Here is an 18,088-nt window from a genome sequence, read left to right as displayed (position 1 = left end):
GATACGCCACTTCGACTTCGCTCAGTGGCTACTCAGGACGAACGGTTTTTTATGGCCATATGCCTCTATCCGAACAAATCGCCCAGAAAATCCACCATCGCGCGGAAGCTGCGTCGATCCGCGCTCGCGCTGTAGGCCAGACCCTTCTCCGGCATGTTGACGGCTTCGTCGGTGAAGGCGTGCCCGGTGCCGCCATAGGCGTGGATCTGCCAGTCGCAACCCGCCTGCGTCAGTTCGCGCGCCAGGCCGACGGTCGCCTCCGGCGGCGCGATCGGGTCGTCCCAGCCATGGCAGACCAGCAGCTTCGCCGTGATCGCAGCATTGGTAAAAGGCGGTGCGTCATAGACCCCATGGAAGCTGACGCCGCCCGCGATGTCCGCGCCCGATCGCGCCAGGTCGAGCACGCATTTACCGCCGAAGCAGAAGCCGATCGCGGCCGTGCGCGTCGCGTCGACCTCCGCCAGCCCCTTGAGCACGGCATGGGCACCATTCACCCGATCGCGCAACAATGCCCGGTCGGTGTTCAGCGCATTCATATACCGCGCCGCATCGCTATCGGCCCGGCTGGTGCGCTTGCCCTGGCCATACATATCGGCGACCAGCACCGCGTAACCGAGCGCCGCGACCTTCTCCGCATAGGCGAAGTCGGCCTCCTTCGTGCCCAGCACATTGGGGAAAAGCAGGATGCCGGGACGCGGGCCGGCGGCGGCGTCGGCCACGGCGACATGCTCGAAGGGTTGGCCGACCATGTCCTGAACGATGACGGTACGGATGATGCTCATGGTCGATACCTTCGCTAGGGGTTAGATACTGCCGAAACCGGGCGCCTCGCCACGCGCGGCAGGGTTGATGCGGCGTGGCCGTTTCCAGCCGATGCTGGGCCGTTTGCGCAGGCGCAGCGTGGGCCATTCGCCCCGGTCGCTGCGTTCGGCGAGCCGCATCCCCTGCGCGCGATAGGCGGCGATCACCGCGTCCGCCTGGGTGTTCAGCAATCCGGCCAGGACGATGGTGCCGCCATCCTCGACGAGGGCGGACAAGGTCGGCGCCAGTTCGATCAGCGGCCCGGCCAGGATATTGGCGATCAGCAGGTCATAGGGCGCGCGGCCGATGAGCGCCGGATGATTGCCACCCGCCGCCGTCACCAGCGCCAGCCGTCCCGCACCATCGCCCAGCGCCACGCCATTGGCGCGGGCATTGTCGGCGCTGATCTCCACCGCGACGGCGTCGATGTCCGATGCGATCGCATGGGCGCGCGGCCACAGGGTAAGCGCGGCGAAGGCGAGCAGGCCGGTGCCGGTGCCGATATCGGCGACATGGGCAAAACGCATCCCCACCCGGCGCATCCGGTCGAGCATGGCGAGGCAGCCCGCCGTGGTTTCATGCTGCCCGGTGCCAAAGGCGCGGCCCGCCTCGATCAGGAAATTCACATGGCCGGGCAGTTCCAGGTCGCTCGCGATATTGCGGACGTGGAAGCGGCCGGCGGTCACCGGCTCCAGCCCCTGCTGGCTGAGCGTCACCCAATCTTCATCGGGCAGCGCCTCGACCACTGGCTTCGCCCGGCTGGCGCTGGGCACTAGCGTCTTGAGCAGCTTGATCGCGGCCGGACTGGGCTTCCCCTCGAAATAGGCGTCGAGTTGCCAAGCATCCTCGTCATCCGGCGTCGCCTCGCTGGTCATCAGCACCGGGGGATGCTCCATCAGCGTGAACGCGGCGATGTCCCCATCCAGCGCTTCGGCTTCGGCGCGGGTGCAGGGCAGGGTGACTTTCCAGCTTTGGACTGGCTTGGCGACATCGTTCATGCCGCCGCCTTTAGACCAGCGGAGGGGGGAGGGGAAGACGGGCTACCGGGTGGCACAAGCCATCCGTTCGTTTCGAGCGAAAGCCGTTTCTCGACCCTTCGACAAGGCTCAGGAAAGACTTTGCTCGAAACGAACGGAGACAGGTTGCGTGATGGCGCCGTTCAGGCCACCTGCCGCCCAAAGTCCGACGAGGCATGTCGCAGGCTGGCGAGCTTGCCCTCGACGCTTACGAAGCCGCGTTCCAGCTGGTCGATTTCCGACGCCACGACTTCGGTATCCTGGCGGATCGCTGAAATGGTGGTCGACATCGAATCGGCGGCCAGCGCGGTTTCATCGACCGCGGCGGTAATCATGGTGACGGTCTGCGCCTGCGCATCCATAGCGTGACGGATACGTTCCGCGCTGGCTTTCACCTCGCCCACCGTGTCGCGGATACGTTCGTTGGTTTCCACCGACTGGCGGGTCGATGCCTGAATGTCGGCGATCTTGCCGGCGATCTCGTCGGTGGCGCGGGCGGTCTGGTTGGCCAGGCTCTTCACTTCCTGCGCAACGACGGCGAAACCGCGGCCGGCATCGCCTGCGCGGGCGGCCTCGATCGTGGCGTTGAGCGCCAGCAGGTTGGTCTGCCCGGCAATGTCGCGGATCAGGCCCAGGATCGATTCGATCGACTTGGCATGGTCGGATAGGGTGGAAGACATGGAGACGGCATCGCTCGACTGGGCCGACGCGCGCTGGGCGACTTCGGCCGCGCTTTCAACTTCGGTGCGGGCGTCCTCGATCGCGCGGATCAGGCCGGCCGACGTGCGGGCGGCTTCGCGCATGGCCAGCGCGGATTGTTCGGCGGCGGCGGCGACTTCGGACGCCTTGCCCAGCATCCCGCGCGTGGCGGCGGACGCATCCTTGGCCTGTTCGCGCAGTGATTCGCCCAGTTTCGACGCGCCGTCGATTTCGCCCACGATCCGCTGCTCGAACAACGTGCCGTAACGCTGACGCTCGGCGCGCTGCGCTTCGGCCTGGTCGGTGGCCAGCACATTGCTCATAAACCCTGAATCGATCATCGCGACCTGCAACATCATGCGCAGCAGCCGGCGGCAGCGCGCCGCGTCATCATGACAGCGTTCCCAGATGATGTCGGTGACCCGCTCATTGGCGGCGGCGACCGCGTTCAAAACCGCGCGCACCGATACGTCATGCTTGCGGGCGTGGCGCACGCAGTCGGATGCCGACCGCGCCCAGCGTCCTTCGGCAAAATGCATCAATTTTTCGCGGACATAGGTGTCGGCCTCGCGCTCGATCCGGGCGATGACGGCGCTGCCCAACCGGTCCTTAAGCCCGGTTTCGCCCATATAGCTGGCAAAGAAGGCCGCACCGACACTGGCTAGATCATCGCCGATCAATTCGCCCACCTCGCGTGCGGCGCGGGCGATGTCGCCGGTGGAATCGACGTCCGCCAGAAAATCCGATGAGGCGGTGGCGAAAGAAAGATTGGACGGCATGAAGGAACGGTCCCTGCTGATGACGTGATCGGTGCGTGTCCGTCCTTTTAGCGCGCGTTGGTTAACCACTTCTTATGCCTGACGCCCCCGCCTGTCCAAAGGGGCAGGTGCAATCTACCGCGCTCCGCTTCTTGCCCTCTTGGCGTATCGCTCTTAAGGGGGGCGGACTCAGGGACAAGTATCTAAGGACTAGGGTAGACATGGCGCGTTCCAACAGCCGGCCGCTCTCGCCGCATTTGACGATCTGGAAATGGGGCCCGGCCATGGCCGTCTCCATCATGCACCGCGTGACAGGCAATGGCCTGGCGACCGCCGGCGCGCTCGGCCTCATCTGGTGGCTGATGGCCGCCGCGACCGGGCCGGAAGCCTATGCGACCTTCGTCACATGCGCGACCTCGCCGATCGGCTATCTGGTGATGATCGGCCTCACCTGGTTCTTCTTCCAGCATCTTATCTCTGGCCTGCGGCATTTCGTGCTCGACATGGGCGCGGGTTATGAGCTGGCGAAGAACAAGAGCTGGTCGATCGCGACCTTCATCCTCTCGCTGCTCGTGACCGGCCTTGTCTGGCTCTATATCTTCGGAAAGGCCTTCTGATGGGCAACGGTACTGGTATCGGTCGCGTCCGCGGCCTGGGCTCGGCCAAGCAGGGCGCGCATCACTGGCTGGTGCAACGCTACACTGCCGTCGCTAATCTGCTGCTGACGCTGTGGCTGCTGTTCAGCCTGCTCAGCCTGCCCGGCCTGGATTATGAAAGCGTCGTCGGCTGGATCGCCAACCCCGTGGTCGCCGTGCCGCTGATGCTGATGGTCGTCAGCATCTTCATGCACCTTCGTCTGGGTATGCAGGTGATGCTGGAGGATTATGTCCATGACAAGGGCCTGGCCTTCTTCTCCATGCTCGTGCTCAATTTCTATGCCTTTGGCGGCGCGGCCGCAGGCGTTTTCGCGATCGCCAAGATCGCCTTCATCGGGGTCGTCAAGCCATGACCGAAGCCTATAAGATTATCGACCACACTTACGACACGGTCGTCGTGGGCGCGGGCGGCTCCGGCCTGCGCGCGACCATGGGCAGCGCCGAAGCAGGCCTCAAGACCGCCTGCATCACCAAATTATTCCCCACCCGGTCGCACACCGTCGCGGCGCAGGGCGGCATCGCAGCCAGCCTTGGCAACAACTCGCCCGACCACTGGACCTGGCATATGTACGACACCGTCAAGGGGTCGGACTGGCTGGGCGACCAGGACGCGATCGAATATATGGTGCGCGAAGCGCCCGCCGCCGTGATCGAGCTGGAACATGCCGGCGTGCCGTTCAGCCGTAACGAGGACGGGACGATCTATCAGCGGCCCTTTGGCGGCCATATGCAGAATATGGGCGCTGGCCCGCCGGTGCAGCGCACCTGCGCGGCGGCCGACCGTACCGGCCACGCCATGCTGCACGCGCTTTATCAGCAGTCGCTGAAGTATGACGCGGACTTCTACATCGAATATTTCGCCATCGACCTCATCATGGAAAATGGCGAATGTCGCGGCGTGATCGCCATCTGCATGGAAGACGGGTCGATCCATCGTTTCCGCGCCCACGCGGTCGTGCTAGCGACGGGCGGCTATGGCCGCGCCTATTTCTCCGCCACCTCGGCGCATAGCTGCACCGGCGACGGCGGCGGCATGGTGCTGCGCGCAGGGCTTCCGCTCCAGGATCTGGAATTCGTGCAATTCCACCCGACCGGCATCTATGGCGCAGGCGTGCTCATCACCGAAGGCGCGCGCGGCGAGGGCGGCTATCTCACCAATTCCGAAGGCGAGCGTTTCATGGAACGCTATGCCCCCTCGGCCAAGGATCTGGCGTCGCGCGACGTCGTCTCCCGATCGATGGCGCTGGAAATGCGCGAAGGGCGTGGTGTTGGCGAGCATAAGGATCATATCTTCCTGCACCTCGACCATATCGATCCCAAGGTGCTGGCCGAACGCCTGCCCGGCATCACCGAAAGCGGCAAGATTTTCGCGGGCGTGGACCTTACCCGCCAGCCGCTGCCGGTGACGCCGACTGTCCACTATAATATGGGCGGCATCCCCTGTAACTATCATGGCCAGGTCGTGACCAAGGTAGGCGACGATCCCGAAGTGATCGTGCCCGGCCTGTTCGCGGTCGGCGAAGCGGCCTGCGTGTCGGTTCATGGCGCGAACCGCCTCGGCTCCAACAGCCTCATCGACCTTGTCGTGTTCGGCCGCGCCACCGGCCTGTTCCTCAAGGACAATCTCAAGCCCAATGCGCCGCACAAGGCTTTGCCGGCCGACTCGGCGGACCTGGCGCTCTCGCGTCTCGATCATTACCGCAATGCCAAGGGCAGCACGCCGACGGCGGACATACGCCTCGACATGCAGCGCACCATGCAGAAGCACGCGGCGGTGTTCCGCGACAGCGCGCTCCTGTCCGAAGGCGTCAGCCAGATGCAGGCGGTCAACAAGCGGCTCCAGGACGTGAAGGTTTCGGATCGCTCGCTGATCTGGAACACCGACCTCATCGAAACGCTGGAACTCGACAATCTGGTCAGTCAGGCGATCTGCACGATCGAGAGCGCCGACGCGCGCAAGGAATCTCGCGGCGCCCACGCGCATGAGGATTTCCCGAACCGCGACGATGAAAACTGGATGAAGCACACGGTCAGCTGGTTCGACGGCTGGGGCGGTTCGGGCGGCAAGGTGACGCTCGATTACCGGCCGGTCCACGACTATACGATGACCGACGAAGCGGAATATGTGAAGCCCAAGGCACGGGTGTATTAATGTCGGAAGGCGAACTGTTCAGCCGACTGACGCAGTTCGCCGACAATGCGATAGCGAAGCTCAAAGTTAGCAGCGCACTCAGCTCTGCGCTTTGGTTGTGTGCATTTGTATTGCCATTTTCGTTCTTCGGAATTTGGTTATTTGACGGGTATGTCGAGGTTTGTTTTCTAACTCTTATGTTTTTGGCCGTTGGAAATTTCGTCGTCAATAATCTTTATTTTACCTTTACTGACCCCGACAAGCTGCGATCTGAAGAGTATGAATTGCGGCGTCTCGCGCTTGGGTTGATCGAGGAAAAAGGAGGAACGATTCCAGTCTCCGAGTCTTCAGTGGAGGTGATTGCTAACGCTGAGTATCGGCCGCTGTGCAAATCTACGGATAGTTCTGATCAATGAGTGTTTGGTCATACATTATTGTCTTCAACGACAAGGTATCCCCGCGCGCCGGTGTACAGGAATTTCTGGATGAAATTCCCGAGGTGACCTATTGGTACGCATGTTTGCCGAATTGTATTTTTGCTGCCAGTTCGCTCACTGCTGGAGGGTTGGCAGAGAAAATCAAAAAAAAGTTCGGGACAAGCGCTGGACAGAGATTTTTGGTTTCTGAGATTGCCGACGACAAGCAAGGATGGCTGCCCAAACAGGCGTGGCAATTACTGAACCATCCTGCAAACCCAACACTGCCGAAAACTTAGTTGCGAAACGGCAACAACCCCTCATACACATCCAGCCCTGGCTTCCCCGCCACCGCTACGCCTCGTCGTAGCAGAAACATATGCCGCACAATCTCCGCCTGCTGCTCGATCCCGTAGCGCGCGAACGGCCGCCCCGGCACCACATCATAGCCATAGCGGCAAAAGGGGTGCCGCATCAGCGGCAGCCACCACTTGCCCGACCGCTGGGCCTGCCACACATGCGTCATCTCGTGAATGAAATGCCCCTGCAAATGCAGCGGCCCCTCGCAAAAATCTGCGCAGAACAAGCCGCCGTCGGGGTGAAACCACAGGTCGCCATCCGGGGCCATCGTCACCCCCTTGGGCTGCAACGGCCACCATTTGCGCTCATGCACCCTGACCCGGCCATAATCGATCGCCGAGCCGAACACGCCCCGCGCCAGCGCGATCTCCTGCGGCGTCAGCGCGCGGCTACTCAATGACCTTCATGCCCTTCCGGCTTCGCCACCGCGGCACCCGCCGCCTCCGGCTTGCGGATCACGGCATCGACGAGCAGCCGGTCGCCATTGCCCATCAGGAAAGTGAGCTGCATCTTGCCCCGGCTGATCGCGGTATCATTGACGCCCCACAGCATCAGATGCTTGCCGCCCGGCGCAAAGGCGACCTTAGCCTTGGGCGGCACATCGACCCGATCGACCGCCTGCATCGTCATCATCCCGTCCTTGTCGATGCTTTCATGCATCTCGACCTTGAGCGCATAGTCGGTCAGCACGCCGCGCAGTTGCGTGCCAGCGTCACCACCATGGATGACGAAATAGCCGGCCGACGGCGTGTCCTTGTTCGGCGACAGCCGCACCCAGGCCTGGTCGATATAGCTGGGCGCGGGATCACCGCAGGCGCTCAGCAGCATCGGTGCGGCAAGGGCGAAGAGGATAAGGGGCGCGCGCATTGGATGCTCCATGACTGTCTCGTTTCCGGTCGGTAGCATAGGTAATCGCCACAACTTCTTGTGCCAAGCGAAAGCGCGCCTATATCCCACCTGCAAACCGGCCTTGCCTTGGCGCTTTCGTGAGGTATGGGGCCATCAACCGCTGAATGAAATTTGGGGTTCAAAGAGGACACAATGGCAAAAGTAATCGGTATCGATCTGGGCACCACCAACAGCTGCATCGCCGTCATGGACGGTGGCAAGCCCAAGGTCATCGAAAATGCGGAAGGGGCGCGCACGACCCCTTCGATCGTCGCCTTCGCCAAGGATGGCGAGCGCCTGATCGGCCAGCCGGCCAAGCGCCAGGCGGTTACCAACGGCGACAACACGATTTTCGCGGTCAAGCGCCTGATCGGCCGCCGCTTCGACGATCCCATGACCAAGAAGGACATGGAACTCGTCCCCTATGACATTGCCAAGGGTCCAAACGGCGACGCTTGGGTCAAGGCCGGTGGTCAGGATTACAGCCCGTCGCAGATCAGCGCGTTCATTCTGCAAAAAATGAAGGAAACCGCCGAAGCCTATCTGGGCGAAACGGTTACGCAGGCGGTCATCACCGTGCCTGCTTACTTCAACGATGCCCAGCGTCAGGCGACCAAGGACGCCGGCCAAATCGCTGGTCTCGAAGTGTTGCGCATCATTAACGAGCCTACCGCGGCGGCGCTCGCCTATGGCCTCGACAAGCAGGATGGCAAGACGATCGCGGTCTATGACCTTGGCGGCGGCACGTTCGACATCTCCATCCTGGAGATTGGCGACGGCGTGTTCGAAGTGAAGTCGACCAATGGCGACACCTTCCTGGGCGGCGAAGATTTCGATGCCAAGGTCGTGCAGTTCCTGGCCGACGACTTCAAGAAGACCGAGAGCATTGACCTCACCAAGGACAAGCTGGCGCTCCAGCGTCTGAAGGAAGCCGCTGAAAAGGCGAAGATAGAGCTGTCCTCGGCCCAGTCGACCGAAGTCAACCTGCCCTTCATCACTGCTGACCAGAACGGTCCCAAGCATCTGGTGAAGACGATCACCCGCGCGGATCTGGAGCGTCTGGTCGCCGACCTCATCAAGCGGACGATGGAACCCTGCAAGAAGGCGATGGCTGATGCGGGTGTTTCGGCGAGCGAGATCAGCGAAGTCGTCCTCGTCGGTGGCATGACCCGCATGCCCAAGGTGCGCGACGCCGTGAAGGAATTTTTCGGCAAGGAACCGCATACCGGCGTAAACCCGGACGAAGTCGTCGCCATGGGCGCGGCGATCCAGGCGGGCGTGTTGCAGGGCGACGTCAAGGACGTGCTGCTTCTCGACGTGACGCCGCTGTCGCTGGGTATCGAAACGCTGGGTGGCGTGTTCACCCGCATGATCGATCGTAACACGACGATCCCGGCCAAGAAGTCGCAGGTCTATTCGACTGCCGACGACAATCAGCAGGCGGTGACGATCCGCGTGTTCCAAGGCGAGCGTGAAATGGCGGCGGACAACAAGATCCTGGGCCAGTTCGACCTACTCGGCATCCCGCCAGCCCCGCGCGGCGTGCCGCAGATCGAGGTCACCTTCGACATCGACGCCAACGGTCTGGTCAACGTGTCCGCCAAGGACAAGGGCACCGGCAAGGAGCAGCAAATCCGCATTCAGGCGTCGGGTGGTCTTAGCGACGCTGACATCGACCAGATGGTCAAGGATGCCGAACGATTCGCCGAGGACGACAAGAAGCGTCGTGAGGCGGCCGAGGCAAAGAATAACGCCGAAAGTTTGGTCCACACGACCGAAGCGCAACTGGCCGAACATGGTGACAAGGTCGATGCGAGCCTGAAGGGCGAGATCGAAACCGCGATCGCCGACACCAAGGCCGCGATCGAAGGCGGCGAGCCTGAAGCGATGAAGGCCAAGGCGCAGGAACTCGCCACCGTCGCCATGAAGCTCGGCCAGGCGATCTACGAGAAGGAGCAGGCTTCGGCCGCCGCTCCGGGTGCGGACGCGCCCAAGGCCGACGACGATGTCGTCGACGCCGAATTTTCGGAAGTCGACGAAAACAACAAGGCATAATCTATGCCCATCGCCCGTCATTCCGGTACGGATCGGACTGACGGGCGAAGCGGGCGGGGGCCTCTATGACGACCGAAATCGACTATTATTCACTGCTCGAAGTCGAGCGCACGGCGGACGGCGGCGCCATCAAGAGCGCCTATCGCAAGATGGCGATGAAATATCACCCGGACAAAACCGGGGGATGCGCCGACAGTGAAGCCAAGTTCAAGGCTGTTTCCGAAGCCTATGACTGCCTGAAAGACCCGCAGAAGCGCGCCGCTTATGACCGCTTCGGTCATGCGGCCTACACGCAGCAGCAAGGCGGCGGTGGCGGCGGTTTTCATGGCGGCGGCGCAGGTGGCTTTTCCGACCTGGGCGATATTTTCGAAACCATCTTCGGCCAGTCCGGTTTTGGCGGACAGGGTGGCGGTCGCCAAGCCAACCGGCGCGGCGCTGATTTGCGCTACGATCTGGAGATCACGCTCGACGAAGCCTATCATGGCAAGAAAACGCAGATCGAGGTTGAGGTATCCACGGCCTGCGATAGCTGCGAAGGGTCGGGCGCGCAGCCTGGCACCGGGGTCAAGACCTGCGCCACGTGCAAAGGCCATGGCCAAGTCCGCGCGCAGCAAGGCTTTTTCGTGGTCGAACGCACCTGTCCGTCCTGTCATGGCGCAGGCCAGGTGATCGAAAGTCCGTGCCGTTCGTGCCGCGGCGAAGGGCGGGTGGACAAGCCCAAGAGCCTGTCGGTCAACATCCCGGCCGGCGTGGACGAAGGCACCCGTATCCGCCTGTCGGGCGAGGGCGAGGCCGGTGCCCGCGGTGCGCCGGCGGGCGACCTCTACATCTTCCTTCATGTAAAGCGGCATTCGCTATTCGAACGCGACGGCACGACCCTGTTCTGCCGCTATCCGGTCAGCTTTACCACGGCGGCGCTCGGCGGATCGATTGAAGTGCCGGGTCTTGACGGCAACCGGCATGAGATCAAAATCCCGGTCGGCATCCAGTCGGGCAAGCAAATTCGCCAGCGGGGCGGCGGTATGCCCGTCCTCAACGGTCGCGGCCATGGCGACCTGGTCGTCCAGATCGACGTTGAAACCCCGACCCGCCTGACCGCCAAGCAGAAGGAACTGCTCGAAGCCTTCCGCGAAACGGAAACGGGCGAGGAATGTCCGCAGGTCAGCGGCTTCTTCTCCAAGCTCAAGGATTTGTGGGCGGATTAAATCGGTCCAATCCAAACCCCCGTTCGTTTCGAGCGCAGTCGAGAAACGGGAAGCACGGCGTTGGAGCCTGATGACATTGAGGTGACCCATCCCCGTTCGTGCTGAGTAGGGGCTGAGCGAAGTCGAAGGCCCGTATCGAAGCATCATGCGTAGCGCGCGATCCTTCGATACGCCATTTCGACTTCGCTCAATGGCTACTCAGGACGAACGGATCAAAGTAAGGTCATCATATTTTAGCCGCTTCTCGACTGCGCTCGAAGCGAACGGATCATATACCGGTGGCCCGCGCCCGCCGCGCCCACCAGTAGAAGGGCAGGCCCGCCGCCATTAGCAGGATGCTGGACCCGCTGGCCACCAGTCCCGCGCCCCACAGCGTCCACAGCGCATAGCCCAATCCGATCGCCGCTGCCGGCACCACTAGCCGGAACCGCAAACTCGCCAGCGCGCACCCGACATAGAGCCACAAGGTCGCCGAGGTCGCCAGCAGCGCCATGGCCGTGAATAGCGCCACCAGCCCCTGCAAACTATTGGCGACCAGCAACAGGCTGGCCAATATCGTCGAAAGGACTAGCCCGCGCACCGGCGTCCCCTTCGCATTGGTCGCCGCCAGCCAGCGCGGCAATTCGCCCGCACGCGCCATCGCCAGCGGCACTTCCCCCTGCAACAATGTCCAGCCGTTGAGCGCGCCGAGGCAACTCACCACCACGAAGATCGCGATATAGCGGGCGGGTCCGGACGACCAATAATGGCTGACGAACGCGCCGAAGGGCGAACCGGTCTGGGTTTCCGCGGCGGGCAGGGTGAGCGCAATACCCGAACAGACCAGCAGATAGATCAGCCCCGTTGCCGCGGTGCCGATCAGCGTTGCGCGCGGAATGGTGCGCGCGGGATCGCGCACCTTGTCGGCGGCGACGCTGGCGGATTCGAAGCCCAGAAGCGCCCATAATGTCAGCGCGGCCGACGCGGTGATCCCCGCGCCGGTCAGGCCCTGTGCGGGGAAGGGGGCAACCTGCGCCTCGCCGCTGCCCAGGATCAGCACCAGCAGCACCATGACCACGGCAATCGGGATCAGCTTGATGCAGGTGGTGGCGATCTGCGTCATCCCCGCCGCCCGCGCGCCGATCAGGTTGACGCCGGTCATCGCCCAGAGAAAGCCGATCGCGCAGAGCGCACCCGCCCCCGGCGCGGCCAGCGCGGGCAGCACGCTGCTCAAATTCGCGGTCGCCGCCACCGCGATGGTGACGTTGGTGATGATGATCGACAGCCAGTATATCCAGCCAATCGCAAAGCCCGCCAGCGGCCCATAGGCCCGCGCGATCATCTGAGACGCACTGGCGTCAGGCAGCGCGACAGTCAGCCGGGCAATGACGAACGCCAGCACCAGCGACCCGGCGATGGTGAACACCCACCCCGCCACCGCATCCCAGCCGAACGGCGCCAGCGCCGCGGGCAGCAGGAATACGCCCGATCCGATCATATTGCCCATGACCAGCGCGATGCACGCGGCCAGGCCGAGGGTTCGGGCGGATGAGGGCGAAGGTGCGGCGATGTCGGGGGCTGGCATGGGCGGATGCTAACCGGGGCGGGGGCGGATGGCTAGGGATCGTTGTGGTACGAGGGGCGGGGGTGAATGGCTTACTGCCATTCCGCTTTGTGCGAGACTTCAAGTGAAAGGCGACGTAAAAAACGTCACCCCAGCGAAGGCTGGGGTCTCAGGCGATGACGCGATGCGGTTGAGTAAGTGCCAGGCCGAACCGCCGCGTGCCACGCATGAGACCCCAGCATTCGCTGGGGTGACGATAGTGGGGCAGCGGCTAGCCGGTCATGTAACCTAACTACTGAACGTCCGCTACGCCGACTTACGCTCACTGCAATCGCCCTGACCCGCATTGCATTTGCGAAAGCACCCGCGGCAGCCCAGATAACCCTCGATGCTGCAACGCAGCAAATCCAATCAATCGAGGCTCTCTGATGTTTTCCCTGTTGTCGCTCTATTTCGCCTATCGCCGTGATGTCGTCACCGCCGAACGCTATATCGCTGGCCTTGCCAAGGCGCAGGCTCCAGTCACGGACAACGTGACGCCGACGCCGGTCGAGGAACAGCTGCCCCTCGCGGCCTGACGCAAAAAGGGCGACCCATGGGCCGCCCTTCTTTCGCATGACGCGGGGTCGCCGGGTCAGGCGGCCAGGAACATGTCGGGATCGAGCGCCATCAGCGCATCGGCGCCGCCCTCTATTTTGCGGCGCAGTGATCCCGCGTCAGGCATGATCCGTTCCGCATAGAAGCGCGCCGTGACCAGCTTGGCCTCCAGGAACCTGGCGTCGCCTTCGCCCTCTTCCAGCAGCGTCACCGCCGCCTTGCTCATGCGCAGCCACATCAGGCCGGTCGCAACGATCCCCATGATGTGCATATAATGATGCGCGCCGGCCCCGGCATGGTCGGGGTTCTTCATCGCGTTCTGCATCAGCCACATGGTCGCCGCGCCCAACTGGGCGCTCGCCTTTTCCAGCGCCTCGGCAAAACCGCTCAGCTTCTCATGCCCCTTGGCGTCGGCCACTTCGTCCGCCACGATCTTCAGGAAGGCCTGGAGCGCCCGCCCGCCGTTCATCGGCAGCTTGCGACCGACCAGATCCATCGCCTGCACGCCATTGGTGCCTTCGTAAATCTGGGCGATGCGGGCGTCGCGCACATACTGCTCCACGCCATTTTCCCAGATATAGCCATGACCGCCAAACACCTGCTGGCAGGCGACCGCCACGTCGAAGCCCTTGTCAGTGCCGTATCCCTTGATGACCGGGGTCAGCAGGCTGATGAGGTCGTCAGCGGTCTGGCGCTCTTCTTCCGTGGCGGCATGATGCGAGAGGTCCACCTGCAACGCGCCCCACAGGATGAAGGCGCGCAGGCCTTCGGTGATCGCTTTGGCCTCCATCAGCATTCGGCGCACGTCGGGATGGACGAACAGCGTGTCGGCCTTCTCGTGCGGTTCCTTGGGGCCAGTCAGCGCGCGGCCCTGGCGGCGATCGCGGGCATAATGAACGGCGTTCTGGAACGCGATTTCCGCCTGGCCCAGCCCCTGGAGGCCAACGCCCAGCCGCGCCGCGTTCATCATGATGAACATCGCGGCCAGGCCCTTATTCTCCTCGCCCACGATCCATCCGGTCGCGCCGTCATAATTCATGACGCAGGTCGCGTTGCCGTGAATGCCCATCTTATGCTCGATCGATCCGCACGACACCGCGTTGCGATCCCCCACTGACCCGTCGTCGCCGACGAAGGACTTGGGCACGACGAACAGCGAAATCCCCTTGCTGCCTTCGGGCGCGTCGGGCGTCTTGGCCAGCACCAGATGGATGATATTCTCCGACAGGTCATGCTCGCCCGCCGAAATGAAGATTTTGGTGCCGGTGATTGCGTAGCTGCCGTCCGCCTGCGGCACCGCCTTGCTCTTGATAAGGCCCAGGTCCGTGCCGCAATGCGGTTCGGTCAGGTTCATCGTGCCGGTCCATTCGCCCGACACCATCTTGGGAATGTAGCGCTGCTGCAATTCGGCGCTGCCCTTGGCGATCAGCGCCGCGACCGCACCAGCGGTCAGGCCATGATACATTTCGAACGCCTGGTTGGCCGACAGCACATATTCGTCCACCGCCGTCGCCACCACGCTTGGCAGGCCCTGGCCGCCAAATTCCGCCGGGCCGTGGATCGTCGTCCATCCGCCCGCGACGAACTGGTCGAACGCCGCCTTGAAGCCGGTCGGCGTCGTCACGCTGCCATCGGGATGCCGGGTGCAGCCTTCCTTGTCGCCCACCGCGTTCAGCGGAAACAACACTTCCGCCGCCATCTTGCCGCCTTCGGTCAGGATCGCGTCGACCAGGTCGGGGGTGGCGTTTTCAAAGCCGGGCAAATTAGCGTAGCGGTCCAGCCCGACCACATGGTCCAGCACGAAACGGGTGTCGCGAACGGGGGCGGCATAGCTCGGCATGGTCTTCTCCTGCGATATTTTTATGGGTAGGGGGATTAACGCTGTTCGATGGTCGCGACGAAGGCGTCCAGTTCGGCAATGGCGGCGTCGATATCCTCCTTCTGCCGGGTCAGGAGGTCGATGCGCGCCTTGCATTTGTCCACGGTAACGCGGCGTTGCGCCTCATGCTCCTCGTCGGCATCATACAGATCGATCATCTCGCGAATTTCGACCAGGCTGAAGCCCACGCGTTTGCCGCGCAATATCCAGGCAAGCCGGGCCCGGTCGCGCCGCGAATAGATTCGGGAAAGGCCCTGCCGTTCCGGCGAAATCAGCCCCTCATCCTCATAAAAGCGCAGCGCGCGTGCGGTCACACCGAACTCTTCCGACAGGTCGGTGATGCTATAGCTCTGCCGTTCGCTATGGTCGGGCAGTTCGATGCCCGCGATGCTGCTGCGCGTATTCATAAAGCCCGACATAATGCAGCTTTACGTTTACGTCAAGGTGAGTGGTGGCGTGGCTTGGACCTTTTGACCGGGTGACAGACCGGTCCATCGCCGCTAGGGAAGCGGCATGTTGGGGGCGATCAGACAATCGGAGCGTGCGCGCGGGCTGTTGGCCGCGCTGGCGCTGCTCGTCCTCGCGATCCAGTTGCTCGCCCCGACCGGCTTCATGCCGGTGCGCACGGACACGGGCGTGATCGTCACCCTCTGCACCGGGCAAGGGGCGGTCAATGTCGTCGTCCCGCGGGGAGACGCGCCGGGCAAACATGGCCAGTCGGACGATGGCATGACCGGCCAGCAGCATTGCCCCTTCGCCGCCTCGGTCCAACCGGTCGTGCCGCCGCTGGTGGCCGCCGACCTGCCGCTGCCCGCCTGGCAACTGGCGTTCGGCCCGATCGCCTTCGCGCTCAAAACCGGCGTCATCGCCCGCCTCGCCGCGCCCCCGCCGCCTTCATCGGGGCCGCCCACGACTGTCTGATCCTTGCACGCGCTCCTGTCAGGATGACAGGTTCCCGCATCGGCGGGAACATAGAGCGCGTCTGACCTGATCGCCGCCCGCGCGCGCGCAGATCACGACTCTCCTGTGTTCAGAAAGCTATTCCATGCGTCCCATCCACGCCGCGCGCAGCCTGCCGCTGTACGCCCTCGTCCTTGCCCTGTCCGCCACCCCCGCCATTGCCGAGGACGCCGAGCAGAGCGCCATCATCGTCACCGCCAGTCCCGTCATCGAAGCCGCCGCCGCCCGCGTCCAGCGCACGCCCGGCGGCGTCGATGTCGTCGCGGCGGACGAGTTTGAAGACAAACTCGCCGTCTCGCTGCGCGATGCGCTCGCCTTTTCGCCCGGCGTCTATACGCAGCCCCGCTTCGGGCAGGAGGTGCGGATATCGATACGCGGATCGGGCCTCTCGCGCGGCTTCCACATGCGCGGCCTGACCCTGTTGCAGGATGGCATTCCGATCAACCTGGCCGACGATAATGGCGATTTCCAGGAACTGGACCCGCAGGTCTTCCAGCATATCGAAGTCTATCGCGGCGGCAATGCGCTGCGCTATGGGGGATCGACGCTGGGCGGCGCGATCAACGCCGTGACGCCGACCGGCCGCAGCACGCCGGGCGTGGAGATGCGCATCGATGGCGGCAGCTTCGACACGCTGCGCGGCAAGATCGCCTATGGCTATGCCGACGATCATGGCGACGCCTATGCGGCGATCACCGCCGACCGCTCCGACAGCGACCGCGCCCATGGCGACCGCAAGGCGCTGCGCTTCAACGGCAATATCGGTGTGAAGCTGAGCGACCGGATCGAAACCAGATTCTATGTCAGCGCCCAGACGATCCGCCAGAAACTGGCCGGATCGCTCAGCGAAAAGGATGCGCGCAACAATCCGGCGAAGGGCAATTTTGTCGGCGATCAGGCGCGCGATATCGATTCGTTCCGGCTCCAGAACCGCACCACCATCGATCTGGGGCAGGGCAGCCTGGCCTTTGGTCTGTTCTACAACGCCAAGCAGCTGTTCCACCCGATCTTCCAGGTGATCGACCAGAAGTCGGAGGACCGCGGCGTCTTCGCCAGCCTCGATCTTGCGGGCGATCTCGGCGGTATGCCTGTCGAACTGACGCTGGGCAGTCAGGCCCGGTTCGGCGAAGTGCAGGCGCGCCAATTCGTCAATATCGGCGGACGCAGCGGCGCGATCACCGCCAATGTCCGGCAAAAGGCGCAGACGATCAACAGCTATGGCGAAGCGCGGATCGCGCCGGTGGCCCATCTCTGGCTGATCGCCGGCGGCCTCTACAGTCATGGCGAGCGCTCCATCGCCAACCGGTTCGTCCCCGCCCGCAGCGGCGACGCCGATTTCGACGCCTTCGCGCCCAAGATCGGCCTGCTCTATCAACCTTTGGAGGCCGTGCAGGTCTATGCCAATTACAGCCGGTCGGTCGAAATGCCCGGCTTTAGCGAACTCAGCCAGACGCCGGCGGGCGGGCTTCCCGGCTTCACCCCGGTCGGCCTGCAAAAGGCGTGGACGGCCGAAGTCGGCACCCGCGGCCGGATCGGCATCGTCGGCTGGGACGTCAGCCTCTACCGCGCCGACATAAGGGGCGAGATGCTGCAATATAGCGTCTTGCCCGGCACCATTCCCGCCGCCACCTTCAATGCCGACCGCACCCGGCATCAGGGGCTGGAGGCCGGGTTGGACCTGACCCTGACGCCCTGGGCGACGCTGCGGCAGGTCTATCAATATAGCGACTTCCGTTTCCGCGACGACATCCAGTTCGGCGACAATCGCTTGCCGGTGATCCCGCGCCATTTCTATCGCGCGGAACTGAAGCTGGGCATGGACCGCCTGTCGATCTCGCCCGCGGTCGAATGGCTGCCGCAGGGTGCTTGGGTCGATTACGCAAATACGAAGCGCGTAGGCGGCTATGCGATGCTGAACCTGAACGCGCAGGCGCAGTTGCGCGACGGCGTCACCCTGTTCCTCGACGCCCGCAACCTGACGAAGAAGCGTGCGATCGGCGATATCAGCGCGCTCGTCCGCTACACGCCGGACAATGCCTCCACCGCCGCCGACGAGGGCAGCGTTGCCTTCTATCCTATCGAACGCCGCGCATTCTATGCCGGCGTCCGTGCGCGTTTCTGACG

18 protein-coding genes are annotated in these 18,088 nt (G+C 63.4%); 10 read left to right on the top strand and 8 right to left on the bottom strand.

Translation table 11 applies throughout. From position 1 onward, the window contains the following. Positions 1-65: 65 nt before the first annotated feature. The 3 genes from CEQ44_RS18455 to CEQ44_RS18445 form a co-directional block, all read right to left on the bottom strand. Positions 66-782, bottom strand: a complete 717-nt coding sequence (locus CEQ44_RS18455) for a dienelactone hydrolase family protein (RefSeq protein ID WP_088183279.1) — start codon at positions 780-782, stop codon at positions 66-68. A gap of 21 nt (positions 783-803) precedes the next feature. Then, the gene (locus CEQ44_RS18450) at positions 804-1,799 is read right to left on the bottom strand and encodes a 50S ribosomal protein L11 methyltransferase (RefSeq protein WP_088183278.1); all 996 of its coding nucleotides are present in this window, start codon (positions 1,797-1,799) and stop codon (positions 804-806) included. Positions 1,800-1,960: 161 nt separating this feature from the next. Then, positions 1,961-3,295, bottom strand: coding sequence for a methyl-accepting chemotaxis protein (locus tag CEQ44_RS18445; RefSeq protein ID WP_088183277.1), 1,335 nt, complete (start codon positions 3,293-3,295; stop codon positions 1,961-1,963). A 200-nt stretch (positions 3,296-3,495) separates the two neighbouring features. Between CEQ44_RS18445 and sdhC the strand changes: the two genes are divergently transcribed. From sdhC to CEQ44_RS24095, 5 genes are read left to right on the top strand one after another with little or no spacing between them, the layout of a single operon-like run. Continuing rightward, entirely contained in the window at positions 3,496-3,891 is a 396-nt protein-coding gene (gene sdhC / locus CEQ44_RS18440) for a succinate dehydrogenase, cytochrome b556 subunit (RefSeq protein WP_088183276.1), read from the top strand. Beyond that, entirely contained in the window at positions 3,891-4,283 is a 393-nt protein-coding gene (gene sdhD, locus CEQ44_RS18435) for a succinate dehydrogenase, hydrophobic membrane anchor protein (RefSeq protein WP_088183275.1), read from the top strand. The genes sdhC and sdhD overlap by 1 nt, the downstream gene beginning before the upstream one ends. Further along, positions 4,280-6,082 carry a succinate dehydrogenase flavoprotein subunit gene (sdhA, locus tag CEQ44_RS18430; RefSeq protein WP_088183274.1) on the top strand — a complete coding sequence of 601 codons (1,803 nt, stop codon included), beginning with the start codon at positions 4,280-4,282 and terminating at the stop codon, positions 6,080-6,082. Before sdhD ends, sdhA begins: the two co-directional genes overlap by 4 nt. Next, positions 6,082-6,477, top strand: a complete 396-nt coding sequence (locus tag CEQ44_RS18425) for a hypothetical protein (protein WP_088183273.1) — start codon at positions 6,082-6,084, stop codon at positions 6,475-6,477. Before sdhA ends, CEQ44_RS18425 begins: the two co-directional genes overlap by 1 nt. Next, positions 6,474-6,776 carry a hypothetical protein gene (locus CEQ44_RS24095; protein ID WP_140419300.1) on the top strand — a complete coding sequence of 101 codons (303 nt, stop codon included), beginning with the start codon at positions 6,474-6,476 and terminating at the stop codon, positions 6,774-6,776. Before CEQ44_RS18425 ends, CEQ44_RS24095 begins: the two co-directional genes overlap by 4 nt. Here the strand turns inward: CEQ44_RS24095 and CEQ44_RS18420 are convergent. Continuing rightward, positions 6,773-7,234, bottom strand: coding sequence for a vgr related protein (locus CEQ44_RS18420; protein ID WP_088183272.1), 462 nt, complete (start codon positions 7,232-7,234; stop codon positions 6,773-6,775). The two genes, CEQ44_RS24095 and CEQ44_RS18420, sit on opposite strands and share 4 nt — an antisense overlap. After that, entirely contained in the window at positions 7,231-7,704 is a 474-nt protein-coding gene (locus tag CEQ44_RS18415; protein ID WP_088183358.1) for a copper chaperone PCu(A)C, read from the bottom strand. Before CEQ44_RS18415 ends, CEQ44_RS18420 begins: the two co-directional genes overlap by 4 nt. A gap of 174 nt (positions 7,705-7,878) precedes the next feature. On the opposite strand from CEQ44_RS18415, the gene dnaK reads away from it, so the two are divergent. Further along, a complete protein-coding gene (dnaK, locus tag CEQ44_RS18410; protein ID WP_088183271.1) occupies positions 7,879-9,780 on the top strand; it encodes a molecular chaperone DnaK in 1,902 nt (633 codons plus the stop codon). Between the two features lie 65 nt (positions 9,781-9,845). After that, on the top strand, positions 9,846-10,985 hold the full coding sequence (gene dnaJ / locus CEQ44_RS18405) for a molecular chaperone DnaJ (protein ID WP_088183270.1): 1,140 nt from the start codon (positions 9,846-9,848) through the stop codon (positions 10,983-10,985). Between the two features lie 268 nt (positions 10,986-11,253). Here dnaJ and CEQ44_RS18400 read toward each other — a convergent pair whose 3' ends face one another. Continuing rightward, a complete protein-coding gene (locus CEQ44_RS18400) occupies positions 11,254-12,549 on the bottom strand; it encodes an amino acid permease (protein WP_088183269.1) in 1,296 nt (431 codons plus the stop codon). Positions 12,550-12,956: 407 nt separating this feature from the next. Here CEQ44_RS18400 and CEQ44_RS24535 point away from each other — a divergent pair, with 407 nt between their 5' ends. Further along, positions 12,957-13,106, top strand: a complete 150-nt coding sequence (locus CEQ44_RS24535; RefSeq protein WP_176400259.1) for a hypothetical protein — start codon at positions 12,957-12,959, stop codon at positions 13,104-13,106. Between the two features lie 56 nt (positions 13,107-13,162). Here CEQ44_RS24535 and CEQ44_RS18395 read toward each other — a convergent pair whose 3' ends face one another. Together CEQ44_RS18395 and CEQ44_RS18390 are read right to left on the bottom strand one after the other, a co-directional pair. After that, positions 13,163-14,965 (bottom strand): acyl-CoA dehydrogenase C-terminal domain-containing protein, encoded by a 1,803-nt coding sequence (locus CEQ44_RS18395; RefSeq protein ID WP_088183268.1) that lies wholly within the window; start codon positions 14,963-14,965, stop codon positions 13,163-13,165. A gap of 35 nt (positions 14,966-15,000) precedes the next feature. Further along, positions 15,001-15,411, bottom strand: a complete 411-nt coding sequence (locus CEQ44_RS18390) for a MerR family DNA-binding transcriptional regulator (RefSeq protein WP_088183267.1) — start codon at positions 15,409-15,411, stop codon at positions 15,001-15,003. Between the two features lie 106 nt (positions 15,412-15,517). Between CEQ44_RS18390 and CEQ44_RS18385 the strand changes: the two genes are divergently transcribed. Further along, positions 15,518-15,925 (top strand): DUF2946 family protein, encoded by a 408-nt coding sequence (locus CEQ44_RS18385; RefSeq protein WP_088183266.1) that lies wholly within the window; start codon positions 15,518-15,520, stop codon positions 15,923-15,925. Positions 15,926-16,049: 124 nt separating this feature from the next. Beyond that, positions 16,050-18,086, top strand: a complete 2,037-nt coding sequence (locus tag CEQ44_RS18380; protein WP_088183265.1) for a TonB-dependent receptor — start codon at positions 16,050-16,052, stop codon at positions 18,084-18,086. Positions 18,087-18,088 lie beyond the last annotated feature (2 nt).

The organism is Sphingobium sp. Z007 (assembly GCF_900013425.1).
Lineage (GTDB): Bacteria > Pseudomonadota > Alphaproteobacteria > Sphingomonadales > Sphingomonadaceae > Sphingobium.
Note: the sequence above shows the minus strand (reverse complement) of the source record. Positions and strands in the feature narration are given on the sequence as shown.